Raw genomic sequence first — 16,715 nt, 5'->3', positions numbered from 1 at the left:
GATTTGTTTTGACATAGTTAATCCCCCGTCCTTACTGATTGAAAGTTATCAAATTATTTTTGGTTTTTACGTTCTGCAGAGACTTCAAGAAAAGCTTGGGCGAAACGGAAAAGCTTTTGCGCTTGCGGATCTTTCATCATTTTTAACAGACCAAAAAGACCAATCACGTCATTATTCACTTCAGCACGATCCTTAGCTTCGATGGCATTAACCGCAAGCCCTTTCACTGAATCGACTACAGGTGTCGCGATTTCCGAAATGGCGCTGACCGTATCATTTTTCAACACATCATCGGTCGCAACCGATTGAGCGAAATCATAAGACTTTGTTAAAATATTCACTAACTCAGTCAGTTTTGGTAACTGCTCGACTAAAGTGTTCAATGATTCCTGCACCTCAGGCTTTAAAAGCTGATCTAGGATATCCAATTGTTCTTGGTTTGCAGAAATATTAAGTGTTTCATGTTCAGGTTTTGTGACTACATCTACCATAACTAATTCCCCTTTAAACTTAATTATTTTGATTTATGTGTTTTCCGCCGATACTACTAATCATACGACTCTAATCTCTTAATTTCAAATATTTCTTTTGTGATACGAATATAATTTTAATGGTTATAAATAACAGATATTAGGTGGGTTTGAAGATATATCTTAATATTCCGAAAAAATGTTAAGGTTATTCTGGATATAGTACCTTAAATAAAGGAGGTTATTCTATTAGATTATGAATGGGATCACCTTGTCATTTCCTATAATAATAGAACTATAGGTTGTCGTTTTTAGACAACTTTTGTTTTGCATGCATATTTGTTTTGCTATAATGTCCATAATCTTTGAATAGGCCATGACAGAATGTACCTCAAGAATATTTTATCTGATTTAGGGTAAATAATATTATCGGAATTGGAGATGATGCCCTTGGTAGAACGCAGGATGTTAAATGTACGTGGTGAGATTATCGAAATATCCTCTAGGTATAATGAAAAATATAGTAAATGGAATTGTACAGCTAAAATTCCCAATAGTTCCATCATTGCTTATTGTCGTGACAAGAATAAGCTTCGTGCTGAGACAGTTTCTATGAGCAGGTTATTAATAACTTATGATGACTATAAAATTGTCTAAGATGTATGTGGTGCCTAAACTTGAAGATGAAGTGGGCGCCTTTTTTATAGAATAATATTTTTATCTGTGAAATCGGGAATATATCTTCGAAAATGGAGATATATCATCGAAAACCCTGATTTATCTACTAAATTATACGATTTATCGATTTTTCGACAAAACTTCGATTAAAAAAAGCTATTTTCTTAATGAAAAGCAACGAAATTGTCAAAAAATATATCAGAAAATACTGAAAAGGAAAGTAAAATTATGTTAATATATTCAAAAAAAGTATTATTTTCTAAAGTAATAATGAATAATTTATATTTAAAGTATCTTCGTAAATGGAGTCTAGAACCTGGCTGTTTTATAAGCAGCTTTAGCAAGTGAAATAGAATAACATTATCAATTGATTTTACTACAATAAAATGAAATGGAGTCGATACAATGGTGAATATTACTGGATATGGCAAAGCGACACAAGCAGAAGTGAATAATTTTCAGGAATTTGTGGGTTTTGAAATTCCTGAAGATTATAAACAATTTCTCCTTAAACATAATGGCGGCACAACTGCGGTTCAAAACTGTAAGTTTTATGTAGATGGATTAGACACACTCGTTTGCTTAAAAGCACTTTATGGATTAGAGCTTCAAGATAAAGAACTGGATTTACAAAAATGGCATGAAGAAAACAGAGAAGACTTACATAAGAATTGCATTATAATAGGTAATGATACATGTGCAGGTAAAATCTTGCTGATAAATAACGAAGAGGAAAAGGGAGTATACTTCTGGGATCGGGGTTGGTATTCGGATCCTTCAAGCCAGGATGAAAATATTTATAAAGTTGCATCGAGTTTTAATTCCTTCATTGAGGGATTGAAAGTCCCGGAGGAAATCTAATTTTATTGTAATCCCCTTGATTGGCTCATGCCATTCAAGGTTTTTTATTGTCATGTTAATGAGGAGATAAAAATGTATAAAATATTATTGGTTGAAGACGATCTCAAAATAGCTGGAATCTTGGTCAATTATTTAAAAAGGTATGGGTATGAGGTTTTTGAAGTGAAGCAACTGGACCAAGTTTTTGCGGAGTTTCAAGATATAAAGCCAGATTTGGTTTTATTGGATATTAATCTGCCCTATTATGATGGGTTCCATTGGTGCCGGCTAATAAGGACGGTTTCGAAGGTTCCTGTCATATTCATCTCTGCAAGGACAGATGAAATGAACCAAGTCATGGCCATTGAATATGGGGGAGATGACTATTTAACAAAACCGTTTCATTTTGAAGTGGTATTAGCGAAAATGAAGAGTGTCCTACGAAGGGTGTATGGTGAATATGCGGATATATCTTCATTCCACCAACAAGTAAAGGAAATGGAGGGATTAACGCTTTATACGGAAAAAGCGATGATTGAATATCAAGACAATCAGGTAACGTTAACTCAAAATGAGTTGAAATTATTGAGTTGTTTACTACGACAGTATGACACCATCGTCTCTCGTGAAGTGTTACTTGAAGCATTATGGAATGATGATTCATTTGTTGATGACAATACATTGACCGTCAATGTCACAAGGGTACGGAGAAAACTTGAGGATATTGGTGTCAAGAATGCCATAACAACTAGCAGGGGAAAAGGATATCGACTAAAAATAGTGCAAGGTGAAGAAAAATGAAGCTGAAATCCTTTATTAAAGACCGTCTTTATTTTATATTTTATACCGTACTACTGGTAAGCCTGCTTATCATTGCTTATGCATTAGCCGTTCTGGAAGCGGGGAATCACATATCGATTTCAAATATCATCTATTTAATTATTCTCGCGTTGTTTATGATGCTTATATTTTTAGTGGCCGATTACATAAGGCAATACCGTTTCCTTAATCAATTAGCAAGGATGAAGCAAGAACCGAGCTTGTCGTTTGAATATGTCGAAGCCTTTAGGGAACCTTTGACAAATGAACAAAAGTTGTGGATGGAGCTTTTTCAACAAATGAACAAGGTAACCATTGGGCAATTACAAGAACAAATCAAACAGAAGGAGCAATATGAGCTGTTGATTCATCAATGGGTCCATCAAATGAAGACACCTGTTTCAGTCATTTCCTTACTGATTCAAGAAGGCAAAAGGATATTTTCGAATGAGCCGATGAAGGATCATCTTAAAGAGATAGAAGAAGAAAATGATCGATTTCGCAGAGGGCTGGAAATTATATTGCATGGAGCAAGGCTGCAGCGTTTTTCGGAGGATGTAAAATCGGAGCGGGTTAACTTAATTAATCTAGTCAAGCAAGTGATTAACGAGGAAAAAAAACAGTTCATCAAACGGTTCATATATCCGAGGCTTGAAACGGAGCTTGAGGACGTATATGTACATTCGGATCGCAAGTGGCTGCACTTCGCCATTAGTCAGGTGGTCTTTAATGCACTGAAGTATTCAAGGCAGGAAGAACATGACAGCATAACGTTCAATATCATTGAAAAAGAGTCGGAGATTTTCCTTAGGATAACAGATCAGGGAATTGGAATCGTCCCACATGATGTAAAACGGGTGTTTGATCCATTCTTTACTGGTGAGAACGGGCGAGTCAAACAAGAGTCAACCGGAATGGGACTATATCTTGTGAAGGAAATCGTTAATAGACTTGGGCATGTCGTTACCATCCAATCGACCGTATCCGAAGGGACTACTGTGGAGTTTCTCTTTAAGACAAATATCTTACATGAAAGGTGACAGAATTGTAAGGGTGCTAAACGATTATGTAATAAACTTCGATGGGAGCCTCCCGCTTTATTCATTATACTTACGGTAAGAAAGGGAGGTATTTTCGGATGTCGATTTTAAAAGCGGAACAACTATCCAAAACTTATTTTCAAAAGCAGGGGAATTTATTTCATAAGGCGTTACATAATTTCACCATGAATGTACAGAAAGGGGAATTTGTCGGAGTGATGGGTCCATCTGGCAGCGGGAAAACCACTCTGCTTAACTTAATGGCCACGATTGATAAGCCCACCACAGGTAAAGTCATTCTGAATGATCAAAATCCTAATGAATTAAACAATCAGAACCTGGCATTGTTTCGAAGGAGGGAAATTGGATTTGTTTTTCAAGACTTCAACCTTCTTGATACACTTACCGTTCGCGAAAATATCCTCCTTCCTCTAGCGTTAGATCATTATAAACTGCAGGAAATGGAATATAGGGTAAATCAGTTGGCAAGCCTTCTTGGCATAGAAGGGATTTTAGAAAAGAGGACTTTTGAAATTTCTGGAGGTCAGCAGCAACGAACGGCTTGTGCAAGAGCGATGATTCATGAGCCTTCCATTATTTTAGCGGATGAACCTACTGGTAATTTGGATTCCAAATCTGCCAAGCAGGTAATGGATACCCTCACGACACTTCAGGAGAAAAAGGGAGCAACCATCCTTATGGTCACTCATGACCCGACTGCAGCCAGCTTCTGTGACCGGATTCTATTCATAAAGGATGGCAAGTTCTTTTCGGAGGTCCACAGCGGAGGGGAAAGACAGAGCTTCCATCAAAGGATTTTAGATACGTTAAGTGTTTTGGGAGGAGTCTATCATGAACATCCGACTTCTCGCTAAGAGGAATATTCAAGGAAATGCACAACGTTATCTTGCTTATTTTTTTAGTATTGTCCTTTCCGTCTCAATCTTTTTTATTTACGCATCGTTTATCTTTCATCCTGATGTGGTCCATGCGAATATTCCAGGGGGACAGTTAATTAGTAGGGGACTCATTGCAGCAGAAATAGTGATCATCATATTTTCAGTTTTTTTTATCGCTTATTCGAATGCAGCATTTATACAGCCGCGAAAAAAAGAGTTTGGGCTGCTGACACTGCTTGGAATGTCCAAATCCCAACTTAGAAAACTGATTTACTTGGAGCAAACGATGGTTTCCCTCATATCTATCCTGGTTGGAGTTGGCTTAGGGTTTTTGTTCTCAAAATTATTCTTAATGGCAATTTCTTGGTTATTGGCTGTAGAGCAACCAATATCGTTTGTCTTTGTCCCTGAGGCCTTTATTTATACCATTGTTGGTTTCATTTTGCTATTTCAGCTATTATCGCTCCTTTCATTGTTCCACATAGGAAATGCGGAGGTAGTCGATTTACTCAAAGATAAACAAAAACCCAAAAAGACTCCCTTCGTTTCAAGGTGGTTAATTGCACTATCAGCAGTTTGCTTAAGCATTTCTTATTATTTGGCATGTACGATGTCGGTGAACAATTCTTATATTCGAGTATTGCCTATAGTATTCTTCGTACTGATCGGCACCTATTTTTTATTCAGCCAAAGCATTGTCGCTCTATGCAGAAGGCTTTACCGGAAGAAGAAAAGCTTATATGGTGGAACGAATTTAATTACTCAAACAAACCTGATATTCAATATTAAGGACTATTCCAGGTTATTCTTTTTGACCTCGATCATTACAGCCGTGATTTTGACAGCTGCAGGAACACTTTTCATGTTCAGTGCAGATTTAAAAAAGCAAGGGATGGATAACATTCCGCAATCAATTGGCTGGGTTGAAAATGACGCTTCCATTTATTCAGTTATTGAACCATCTGCAGTGGAGAAAACATTAAAGGAAGATGGATTCAAGATCCTTTACGAAGTAAATATGACTGGATTGCCCATTACCCACATGTTACCCCATATGAGAACGGGAGAACCCAATGAAAATAGGTCATTATTAATCTCGGAAAGTGATTATAACAATGCGGCTGCATTGCGAAAAATTGAACCAGCAAAGTTATCAGGAAAAGAAGCGTTATATATTTTTCCTTATGATGGAGGACTGGACTATCAATTCGTCCACAAGGGAGAACAAAAGGAGCTGCACTTTGGCAATCGAACCATTCAGGTAACAATGATTGGTCAGCGCAATCAATCGATAGTCGCACCCATAAAAGCAGCAACGACCCTGATGGTGGTCGATGATCAGCTGTATCATGAAATCACTGCAGATGTGCCATTAAAAGAGATGGCAAGAGTACGGGGGTATGAAGTTAAAGATTGGGAAGAATCAATGGAAACATCTAGTGAAATCGAACAAATGTCTAATAATCCTAATCATAATCAACTGCAAACAAGAGCTCCGATTTATCAAGAAATGAAACAGGGAAGCATATTGATTCTTTTTATAGGCTTGTTTGTCAGTCTATTATTCTATATCGTCCAAGGGAGCATGATGTATCTGCGAGTTTTTACGAATTTAGAAGATAAAAAAATCCAAATCCATGCCCTTCATCGATTGGGGTTGACAAAAAAAGAAATACGGCAAATTTTAAGTGCCGAAATACGCATCCTCTTTTTCGCTCCTTTTCTGATAGGGGTGATTCATGCCATAGTCGCCTACGTGGCATTAAGCAATTTATTGGGAACGAATTTGTTTGTCTACTCGGCCATGGTCATCGCAACGTATTTTCTTTTTCAACTGCTATACTATCAAGTAACTAAAAAGATGTATGAGCGGGCAGTCATCAATTCATTTAAATAAAAGCTATCATATGTATTGGAATCTAGGGTTCAGTCCCTGATTCCATTTTTTTATTCAGGAGTCTTCTCATTGAAACGGCATTTTCATTGATGATAAATTAGTTAATATGCACTATTGAAAGAGGAGTAATCCGCTATTTTGCAAAAATCATATGAATTATGGTGTGATTTTACAGGTGAGTCCTTTAAAATGTTGTAATATTTTCATATAAAGGGTAAAATTATTTATTTGAAGCGAGAATATCGAACCCCACATCATTTATTTTTACCATTTTCACATAAATAATTATACTAAAATAATTATTTTATGGAAATATAATGATTTATTAGAAATGATTAACAATAGACTTAGTTTAGATTAAAACATAAAAAGTCATATGATCAAAAAAATGGTGGGTATTCTGTTAATTACTTGATTTATTATAGTATTATATGCCTGGGATTATAGAGAATATTAGATTTTTCCCTATTTCTTTGTCCCTTAATATAGTAAACTCAGAATAAGTTCGTTAACTTTTAGCTGCTAGAGACGAGGTAAGTTTAATCCTATGAAAAATAAAAAGTTAAGGGCATTTCTTTATTTGACCATTCTTTTATTGATTGTTTTCATTCTTTTAAATATGTTTTCAACATATTTAAGCATTAAAAATTCTGTGCAAAAATCCGTTGCAAATCAAAACTTGGTAGCTGCTAGATCTATTGCCGACTCGATGGATATAGAGGCGTATCAGCGATTTCTCAATAACCAAGTAAAGAGCCAGGATTATTTGGATATAAAAGCTTACTTAGAGGATGCCCGTGAAAAAATAGGAGCATTATACGTTTATACCATCTTGATTGATAATCCGGAAGTATCTAAGGCTATGATTACTGGATTTTCTAAGGATCATAAAGGGGATTTTCCTATCGGTGGTGTATGTACTGTTCCGTCGGAGCAGGTTAAACAGGCGTATGAAGGCAAAAGTTTCATTACCGGTATTCTGGAAGATCCGGAATATGGTGAGTATTTGACTGTGGGAGTGCCGATGAAAAATCAAGATGGCACCATTATTGGTTTTTTGGGCATTGATGTTAGCGCGGAAGATATTAATGCCATTAACGGCAAGGTATTGAAAAGCAGCATTGCCATTCTTGTTTATAATGGTGGATTTGTTATCATGCTGCTGGTTACCTTTTTTGTCATTCAAAAATGGTATCAAAAGGAACTGACACGTGAAGTGGGGGATACGGAAGATACATATCAATCGGAATTTCAATCGCTCATTGCTTCAGTCCGCTCATTAAGGCATGATTTTTCCAATCATATTCAGGTGATACATGGATTGCTTAAATTAGAGGAGAACGCAAAAGCACTCGAATATATAACAGGTCTTTCAAAAGAAGTGCATTCGATTGAATCGATGAAATTGGATGTGATTCATCCGGGCTTATCTGTCCTGTTAGAGACTAAAAGGCTTTCGGCCCAGAATTATAACATCGATATTGAGATTGATGTTTCACAAGAATCCTTCAATCGGGTCAAAACAATCGATTTGATAAAATTATTATCAAATGTTATCGACAATGCGATTGAGGCAACAATTGAATTGCCGGAGCAAGAACGCCGGATGAATATTGCATGCAAAGCTGATGCTGAAAAGTATACGTTCATGGTCACGAACACTGGACCAATGATTTCGGAATTAGATATGGAGAATATATTCGCCAGCGGTTTTTCAACCAAAAAGGCACAAAAGGGCAAAGTTCGCGGACAAGGATTGTTCATCGTCAAAGACTTAGTGAAAAGATATGATGGAGAGATTCATGTACAATCCTCTGAAAAAGAAACGACCGTTACGATGATTATTCCCGTAAATGGAAAAATGGGCTAAATTGATCCAAAGGAAACACATTTGATAAGAAGGTATGATTCCTTGAAGGAATCATACCTTTTTTACGATTTTTCCCCATTGCCGCAATGGAGCTGTGAGCCTCGAATGTTTTTTTTGTATTTTACACCCTGACGATCTAAGAGATATGAAGATGACGATTTTTACGGTTAAAAATTTGAATAAAAGTACCTTAATTGGACATAATGGGTAGATGTTTAGCTGCTCTCAACGAGATTATGATAAGATAGGGAAAAAATCATTTAAGGCAGTGAGATTGTGAAACAACAAAAAGGAAAACTTCTCGTTATCATTGGACCGACTGCTGTCGGGAAGACAAAGATGAGCATTGAGATGGCAAAGTTATTTAATGGTGAAATCATTAGCGGAGACTCCATGCAGGTTTATAAAGGGATGGATATTGGGACTGCAAAAATCAAGAGGGAAGAAACGGAAGGAATTCCTCATTATTTACTTGATATTAAAGATCCTGATGAACCATTTAGTGCGGCAGAGTTCCAGGAGCGAGCTAATGCTTGTATCGAGGATATCCAAAGCAGAGGAAAACTTCCCATTATCGTCGGTGGAACAGGATTATACATACAATCAGTCATCTATGATTATCATTTTTCGGAGGCGCCATCCGACCCTGTTTATAGGGAGGGACTCGAAAAACAGGTAAGGGAGTCAGGAATAGATCCTGTTTTTGAGCAATTACGAAGTGTTGACCCGGAAAGCGCGAATCGGATTCATCCTAATAATATAAGAAGGGTGATCAGGGCACTTGAGATTTTTCATTGTACCGGTAAAACGATGAGTGAGCAGCTGAATGAACAGCCTACAGAATTGAAATATGATACGTGCATCATTGGATTGACAATGGAACGTGAAAAGTTATATCAACGCATCGATCATCGTGTTGATGTCATGGTAGAAGAAGGGCTGATTCAAGAGGTGGAGTCATTTCATGAAAAAGGTTTGAGGGATTGCCAATCGATCCAGGCTATAGGCTATAAAGAAATCTATGATTATTTTGATGGAAGGGCTTCATTGGATGAAGCGGTTGAGACATTAAAGCAAAACTCCCGTCGTTATGCGAAAAGGCAATTGACCTGGTTTCGGAATAAAATGAATGTATTTTGGTTTGATATGACCGATCTCGAGGGTTTTCCGAAAAAAATACATGAAATATCTGGATTTATAGCAGGAAAGCTTTTCAGTGAAGGCGAATACATAAATTTAGAGAGAAAAGAGGAGGACTAATTCATGAAACAATCAGTAAATATTCAAGATCAGTTTCTTAATCAATTACGTAAAGATGGTACGTATGTGACGGTATTTTTATTAAACGGGTTTCAGATTAGAGGACAAGTGAAAGGGTTCGATAATTTTACCGTTTTATTTGAATCGGAGGGCAAACAGCAACTAGTCTATAAACATGCGATTTCTACATTTGCTCCACAACGTAATGTTCAGATTGATTACGAAGTGAAGGAATAATCATATATATGGATGTGAAAAACAGGTTTAGCTTATGGCGACCTGTTTTTTTTGCATGCACTTCTCTGTTCTTTTTCAAAGAATCGATAATTTTACGTACCTGATTTGAATATATATCAAGGGACGGATTATTTTCCGGGAAACCGCAGGAAATGACATTACCCCTAATAAATTGGTGAACGGGTATGGAATTTGTCGTAATAAATCCTCCTAATGAAAAAATCCTGTCAGAATAAGTCGCTTTTCAGGAAGGGAATGGGGCTTAATCACGAAAAGATTAACGCGAATTTTCCGATGGGATAATTTTGGCTAAGCAGCAATGCCATGACCATCATAAATCGAAAATTGTGGTGTTAGAGTCAGGGTCCAAGATGGAGAGGTGAATGAATTGGAACAACCGATCCGTATGAAAAATAACGGGCAAATCAATATTGTGTTTAATGCGGAAAACAGAAAAGCGCTGCAAAAGGATCTGCCGATAAAAGAAATTTTGGTGCAGGAAATCCCCCACCAGCATGTGGCATTGAAAGAGATTGAAGATGAACTGAAATCGCTGGTCGGAATGGAAGAAATGAAGCGGATGATAAAAGAGATATATGCCTGGATTTACATCAATAAACAACGTGAGGCAAAGGGGCTGAAGACTGGCCGGCAAGCGCTGCATATGATGTTTAAAGGGAATCCGGGAACAGGGAAAACAACGGTTGCACGTTTAATCGGTAAGTTGTTTCAAAAAATGAATGTACTTTCGAAAGGGCATTTAATTGAAGCGGAGAGGGCAGATTTAGTCGGGGAATACATTGGTCATACTGCCCAAAAAACAAGGGATTTAATTAAGAAGGCCATTGGCGGAATCTTATTTATTGATGAAGCTTATTCCTTGGGAAGAGGCGGCGAAAAGGATTTTGGAAAAGAAGCCATAGACACCCTTGTCAAGCATATGGAGGATCGGCAGCACGAATTCATTTTGATCCTTGCGGGATATTCGAGGGAAATGGATTATTTCCTCAGCCTTAATCCTGGCCTTCATTCCAGGTTCCCGCTTGTTATTGATTTTCCGGATTATACGATTGAACAGCTAATGGAAATAGCCGATCGGATGTTGCAGGAAAAGGAGTATCTAATGAATCGGGATGCCGAAAGGAAATTAAGAGAACATTTAATCATATTACGTTCATTCCGGGGACCTATTTCATTTTCTAACGGTCGTTATATCCGCAATATACTTGAAAAGTCAATTAGGGCGCAGGCAATGCGGCTTTTACTGGAAGATTCATTTGAAAAATCCGATTTACTCACGCTTACCAGCCAAGATTTGATTTTCGAGGATGATGAGAAAGAATGACATGGAAAAGCCCACCAAGATGGCGGGCTTTTCAAATTTATGTTTTAGGCACCCATTTTTTATTAGGCAGATGCCAATTATTGGTGTAAGAAAGGACTCGCAATATCGTGATGACGGCAAAGAGCGAATATAGCTGCCATGACTGGGATAATACACCACTGCCTAAAGCCAAGCCTGCAATGATGGCCCAAACTACGTAGATTTCTTTTCTGAAGACCAATGGCTTTCTTCCGGCTAGTACGTCACGGAGTATCCCACCGCCGCATCCGGTTAATGCAGCTGATACAATGATGGCGCTTATTGGATGATTTAGTTCCACGGCATACATCGCCCCTTGGATGGCAAAGGCTGAAAGGCCAATGGCATCACTGAGATTTCCCCATCTGTCCCAGTGCTTTGATAGGTTTGTAGGAAAAATAAAAACGATGGTGATGGATACTAAAGCAATGACAAAATAGAAACTTTGATCCCATAAAGCTGAAACGGGGACACCGATCAACAGATTGCGGATTGCCCCGCCGCCAAAGGCGGTTATGATTCCTAAAATATAAACTCCTAAAATATCATACTCTTCTTCCATGGCGATGATGGTTCCGCTAATAGCGAATGCAATCGTACCGATTAAGCTTAATACTTCCCATGTCATATGAATGTCCCTCTATGTCTTTTCGATTTTGATGGTAAAGCCAAATTTGATTTTAGCATGTTATCGGAATTTTTAAAACGGTTAAAAGCTTCGTTTTGAGGAAATTTTTATATATTGAATTTTTTTGTTATGATTAACTGAAATCTACCAGAAGGTGGTGCATTTGATTTGGAAGAAGCGATAAAGGAAACGGCTGTTTTAATTGGGTGTCAAACAACTGAGACTAGTGAACGTTTTGAATATTCACTCGATGAACTGGCTTCATTGGCGAAGACGGCGAATGCTGAGGTTTTAATGACCATCTCCCAGAAAAGGGAAAGCGTAGATCCGGCTACATATATAGGAAAAGGAAAAGTGGAAGAACTCCGGAATCTGGAGGAGGAGCTGGAGCCGGATTTATTTATCTTTAATGATGAACTATCCCCGAGCCAGATTCGGAACCTTTCGAAACAATTGGAGGCAAGGATCATAGACCGGACACAGCTAATATTGGATATATTTGCACAGCGGGCTCGATCCAGAGAAGGAAAGCTGCAGGTTGAACTTGCTCAGCTCCAATATTTATTGCCGCGTTTGGTTGGACAGGGAACGGCAATGTCCAGGCTAGGAGGAGGAATCGGCACCAGGGGACCAGGGGAGACGAAGTTGGAAAGCGACCGCCGCCACATCCGTGGAAAAATAGATGAAATCAAGCAACAATTAAGTGGAATAGTGAAGCATCGTGAACGTTATCGTGATAGAAGGAAACGTAATAAGGCCTTTCAAATAGCACTTGTGGGATACACGAATGCAGGTAAATCCACACTGTTCAACCGTTTGACGGAGGCTGATTCATATGAAGAGAACCAATTATTCGCTACGCTGGATCCCATGACAAGAAAGGCGATCCTTCCTAGCGGATTTACCGTGCTGCTGACGGATACGGTTGGATTCATACAAGATTTGCCGACATCTTTAATCGCTGCATTCCGCTCTACCTTGGAAGAAGTGAAAGAAGCGGATCTGTTGTTACATGTGGTCGATTCCTCAAGTACAGATTACTTTAATCATCAGAAAACGGTGCAGGATTTGTTAAATGACTTAGATGTGCCTTCCATTCCACAGCTAACGTTGTATAATAAAAAGGACAAGATTCACGCTGATTTTGTCAGGTCAGCCAGTCGTGCTTCATTAATGATCAGTGCCTATGAACAATCGGACCTGAATCAAATCATGGAAGAAATTGAAAAGTACGTGATTGAAGAAATGGTCCCGTATCATGTTTTCCTGCCGTCGAGTGAGGGTAAACTATTATCACAGCTGAAAAATGAAACCATATTGCGCACTCTCTCCTTTAACGAAGAATTGGAAAGGTATGAATGCAAAGGTTTTTGTCTAGCTGATCATCCAATAACCGGGCAGCTAGAGAAATATTCATTATAAAGGGGAATTTTGATGTATCAGCAGTTAACAAATGGAGAAGTGTTGAAAAACATTGCACAGGAAGTGGAAGCAATGATTTCTCCGTTACATAAGCAAGTGGACGAACGAATCGAAGAAAATCAATTTCGCGTATTACAGAGTTATCAATCACATAAAGTGAGTGATTCCCATTTCATCCCGACTACAGGGTATGGATACGATGATATGGGCCGCGATACGCTGGAATTGATATATGCAGATGTTTTTGGCGCGGAAGCTGGATTGGTGCGCCCCCAAATCATTTCAGGCACACACGCCATCTCCACCGCTCTTTTCGGTATATTGCGCCCAGGGGATGAATTGTTATACATAACTGGAAAGCCGTATGATACTTTGGAAGAGATTGTCGGTATCCGGGGATCGGGTATCGGATCTTTGCGTGATTTTCAGATCGGCTATAAGGCCGTTCCGTTAGCGGAAACCGGAACCGTTGATTTCGAAGCCGTCAAACAAGCCATTCAACCAAACACGAAGATGATCGGTATACAACGGTCAAAAGGGTATGCGACACGCCCTTCCTTTACGATAAATGAAATAAAGGAAATGATTTCATTTGTTAAAGAGATTAACCCGGAAATCGTCGTGTTCGTGGACAATTGTTATGGAGAGTTTGTTGAGACACAAGAACCATGTCATGTCGGAGCGGATTTAATGGCTGGTTCACTCATTAAAAATCCTGGTGGCGGGATAGTGAAAACCGGTGGATACATTGTTGGTAAAAAAGATCTGGTTGAAGCTTGCTCTTATCGATTAACATCGCCAGGAATAGGGGCTGAAGCAGGTGCATCGCTTTATAGTCTGCAGGAAATGTACCAAGGGTTCTTCCTTGCACCGCATGTCGTGGGCCAAGCTGTTAAAGGAGCGGTATTCACAGCTGCCTTTTTAGAAAAACTCGGTATGAATACATCTCCTAAATGGGATGCGAAGCGAACTGATTTGATTCAATCCGTCCAATTTGATGACCGGGATAAGATGGTTGCGTTCTGTCAGGCCATCCAATATGCATCACCAATCAATTCACATGTAACACCATATCCTGCCTATATGCCAGGATATGAAGACGATGTAATCATGGCTGCGGGCACCTTTATACAGGGGGCCAGCATTGAACTGACGGCAGATGGTCCGACAAGGGCTCCATATGTTGCCTACGTTCAAGGCGGATTGACATACGCACATGTTAAAGTAGCTGTACTGACTGCTGTGAATGCGCTAATGGACAAAAAGCTGATTCAATTGTAAATGAAATTAAGTTAGGTGGGTAATGGGAATCCAGATACAATTGGATTCCTGAAAAAAGCAATAGTCATAATATTTGAGTAGTAGCAAATCATTTAATTTTTCTGAAAAAAAGACGTCATAAAATGTAACATCACATTGACAAGTTTAATAACATGATATATGCTTATTTTAAGATAAACAAAAGGAGGATGCTAAGAATGAGCGGCAACAACATTCGGCGTTCGATGCCTCTTTTTTCCATCGGAATCGTCATGCAGCTAACTGAGTTGTCTGCACGCCAAATTCGGTATTACGAAGAGCATCAACTTATTACTCCTATGAGAACAGATGGAAATCGTCGGGTTTTTTCATTAAACGATATCGATCGACTGCTTGAGATTAAAGACTTAATCGAACAAGGAGTCAATCTGGCCGGCATCAAAAAGATTTTCACTGTAAAGGAAGAGAATTTACCTAAAACTCAAGATTTAGAACAAGCGGAAAAGATAAGACAGGACCTTAGTGACGAGGAGCTTCGCAAGCTTCTGCGTGCCGAGCTTTTACAAGGCAGCAAGCATCGAACATCTCTTCGACAAGGGGATATGTCCCGTTTTTTCCAATAAAAAATATGATTTATGAATGATTATTAGGGGGAATAGAAATTGGCAAAGTTCACACGTGAAGACATCACTCGTTTAGCGAAAGAAGAAAATGTTAAGTACATTCGTTTACAATTTACTGACATTTTAGGGACAATTAAAAACGTTGAAATCCCAGTCAGTCAATTAGAAAAAGCACTTGATAATAAAATGATGTTTGACGGATCTTCCATTGAAGGCTTCGTTCGTATCGAAGAGTCTGATATGTACCTATATCCTGATTTAAACACATGGGTTATCTTCCCTTGGACTTCTGAAAAAGGTAAAGTCGCACGTCTAATCTGTGATATTTACAATACGGATGGAACACCTTTTGATGGAGATCCACGTGCAAACCTAAAACGTGTTCTTGCGGAAGCAAGAGAAATGGGCTTCACGGATTTCAATCTTGGACCTGAGCCTGAATTCTTCCTATTCAAACTGGATGCAGCAGGCGAGCCGACTCTAGAATTGAACGATAAAGGCGGATACTTTGACCTTGCACCTACTGACCTAGGAGAAAACTGCCGTCGTGATATCGTTCTTGAACTTGAAGAAATGGGATTTGAAATCGAAGCATCCCACCATGAAGTAGCTCCAGGACAACATGAAATTGACTTTAAATATGCAGATGCAATTTCAGCTTGTGATAACATCCAAACATTTAAATTGGTTGTTAAAACGATTGCCCGTAAACATGGTTTACACGCAACATTCATGCCAAAACCATTGTTCGGTGTTAATGGATCTGGAATGCACTGTAATGTTTCACTATTCAAAGGCAACGAAAACGCGTTTTATGATAAAGAAGGTAAATTGGAATTAAGTAAAACAGCTGAGCAATTTATCGCAGGTATCATTAAGCATGCTCCAAGCTTCACTGCGGTAACAAACCCAACTGTTAACTCATACAAACGTCTAGTTCCTGGTTACGAAGCTCCTTGTTATGTTGCATGGTCTGCTAAAAACCGTAGCCCACTAATCCGTATCCCAGCTTCACGCGGAGTAAGTACTCGCGTAGAGGTACGTAGTGTCGATCCAGCAGCAAACCCATACTTGGCGCTTGCAGTTCTACTAAAAGCTGGTCTTGACGGAATCAAGAACGACTTGACTCCTCCAGCTCCAGTTGACCGCAACATCTATGTAATGAATAAAGAAGAACGTGAAGAAGTAGGTATCGTTGATCTACCAGCTACTTTATATGCTGCATTGGAAACATTAAAATCTGATGAAGTAATCAAAGAAGCATTAGGTGAACATTTACTTGAGCACTTCATCGAAGCAAAAGAAATCGAGTGGGATATGTTTAGAACTCAAGTTCACCCATGGGAACGCGAACAATATATGTCAATGTATTAATAGCTTTAAAGCCTTGGTATTACTGAGTTTCTCAG

General features: G+C 38.7%; 15 protein-coding genes. 13 read left to right on the top strand and 2 right to left on the bottom strand.

All coding sequences use genetic code 11. The annotated features are described in order from the left end of the window. Positions 1 to 53: 53 nt before the first annotated feature. Positions 54 to 491, bottom strand: a complete 438-nt coding sequence (locus tag ACIQ0C_RS26230; protein WP_403065556.1) for a helical membrane plugin domain-containing protein — start codon at positions 489 to 491, stop codon at positions 54 to 56. A 1,062-nt stretch (positions 492 to 1,553) separates the two neighbouring features. On the opposite strand from ACIQ0C_RS26230, the gene ACIQ0C_RS26225 reads away from it, so the two are divergent. The 9 genes from ACIQ0C_RS26225 to spoVK all read left to right on the top strand — a co-directional run bounded on the left by ACIQ0C_RS26225 (position 1,554) and on the right by spoVK (position 11,355). Next, positions 1,554 to 2,009, top strand: coding sequence for an SMI1/KNR4 family protein (locus ACIQ0C_RS26225; RefSeq protein ID WP_402843879.1), 456 nt, complete (start codon positions 1,554 to 1,556; stop codon positions 2,007 to 2,009). 72 nt (positions 2,010 to 2,081) lie between these two features. Further along, on the top strand, positions 2,082 to 2,789 hold the full coding sequence (locus tag ACIQ0C_RS26220) for a response regulator transcription factor (RefSeq protein WP_403065554.1): 708 nt from the start codon (positions 2,082 to 2,084) through the stop codon (positions 2,787 to 2,789). Beyond that, a complete protein-coding gene (locus ACIQ0C_RS26215; protein ID WP_403065551.1) occupies positions 2,786 to 3,847 on the top strand; it encodes a sensor histidine kinase in 1,062 nt (353 codons plus the stop codon). Before ACIQ0C_RS26220 ends, ACIQ0C_RS26215 begins: the two co-directional genes overlap by 4 nt. A gap of 98 nt (positions 3,848 to 3,945) precedes the next feature. Then, positions 3,946 to 4,722, top strand: coding sequence for an ABC transporter ATP-binding protein (locus tag ACIQ0C_RS26210; protein ID WP_403065548.1), 777 nt, complete (start codon positions 3,946 to 3,948; stop codon positions 4,720 to 4,722). Beyond that, the gene (locus ACIQ0C_RS26205; protein WP_403065545.1) at positions 4,700 to 6,643 is read left to right on the top strand and encodes an FtsX-like permease family protein; all 1,944 of its coding nucleotides are present in this window, start codon (positions 4,700 to 4,702) and stop codon (positions 6,641 to 6,643) included. Before ACIQ0C_RS26210 ends, ACIQ0C_RS26205 begins: the two co-directional genes overlap by 23 nt. Positions 6,644 to 7,190: 547 nt before the next feature. Then, positions 7,191 to 8,513 carry a sensor histidine kinase gene (locus ACIQ0C_RS26200; protein ID WP_403065542.1) on the top strand — a complete coding sequence of 441 codons (1,323 nt, stop codon included), beginning with the start codon at positions 7,191 to 7,193 and terminating at the stop codon, positions 8,511 to 8,513. Between the two features lie 339 nt (positions 8,514 to 8,852). Beyond that, positions 8,853 to 9,773, top strand: coding sequence for a tRNA (adenosine(37)-N6)-dimethylallyltransferase MiaA (gene miaA / locus ACIQ0C_RS26195; protein ID WP_403065559.1), 921 nt, complete (start codon positions 8,853 to 8,855; stop codon positions 9,771 to 9,773). Positions 9,774 to 9,776: 3 nt separating this feature from the next. Continuing rightward, positions 9,777 to 10,010, top strand: a complete 234-nt coding sequence (gene hfq, locus ACIQ0C_RS26190) for an RNA chaperone Hfq (RefSeq protein WP_034313436.1) — start codon at positions 9,777 to 9,779, stop codon at positions 10,008 to 10,010. A gap of 388 nt (positions 10,011 to 10,398) precedes the next feature. Next, positions 10,399 to 11,355, top strand: a complete 957-nt coding sequence (spoVK, locus tag ACIQ0C_RS26185) for a stage V sporulation protein K (RefSeq protein ID WP_402843863.1) — start codon at positions 10,399 to 10,401, stop codon at positions 11,353 to 11,355. Positions 11,356 to 11,392: 37 nt separating this feature from the next. On the opposite strand, the gene ACIQ0C_RS26180 is transcribed toward spoVK, so the two are convergent. Further along, positions 11,393 to 12,001, bottom strand: a complete 609-nt coding sequence (locus ACIQ0C_RS26180) for a trimeric intracellular cation channel family protein (RefSeq protein WP_402843860.1) — start codon at positions 11,999 to 12,001, stop codon at positions 11,393 to 11,395. Between the two features lie 168 nt (positions 12,002 to 12,169). On the opposite strand from ACIQ0C_RS26180, the gene hflX reads away from it, so the two are divergent. The 4 genes from hflX to glnA all read left to right on the top strand — a co-directional run bounded on the left by hflX (position 12,170) and on the right by glnA (position 16,680). Next, a complete protein-coding gene (hflX, locus tag ACIQ0C_RS26175; protein ID WP_403065539.1) occupies positions 12,170 to 13,423 on the top strand; it encodes a GTPase HflX in 1,254 nt (417 codons plus the stop codon). Positions 13,424 to 13,435: 12 nt separating this feature from the next. Continuing rightward, entirely contained in the window at positions 13,436 to 14,704 is a 1,269-nt protein-coding gene (locus ACIQ0C_RS26170; protein WP_403065536.1) for a methionine gamma-lyase family protein, read from the top strand. Positions 14,705 to 14,901: 197 nt separating this feature from the next. After that, positions 14,902 to 15,306, top strand: a complete 405-nt coding sequence (locus ACIQ0C_RS26165; protein WP_402843852.1) for a MerR family transcriptional regulator — start codon at positions 14,902 to 14,904, stop codon at positions 15,304 to 15,306. A 39-nt stretch (positions 15,307 to 15,345) separates the two neighbouring features. Then, positions 15,346 to 16,680, top strand: coding sequence for a type I glutamate--ammonia ligase (gene glnA, locus ACIQ0C_RS26160; protein ID WP_053534438.1), 1,335 nt, complete (start codon positions 15,346 to 15,348; stop codon positions 16,678 to 16,680). Positions 16,681 to 16,715 lie beyond the last annotated feature (35 nt).

The organism is Peribacillus sp. NPDC096448, from assembly GCF_044762675.1.
In the GTDB taxonomy this organism is placed as follows: domain Bacteria; phylum Bacillota; class Bacilli; order Bacillales; family DSM-1321; genus Peribacillus; species Peribacillus frigoritolerans_B.
This window is presented reverse-complemented; position numbering and strand designations above follow the sequence as displayed.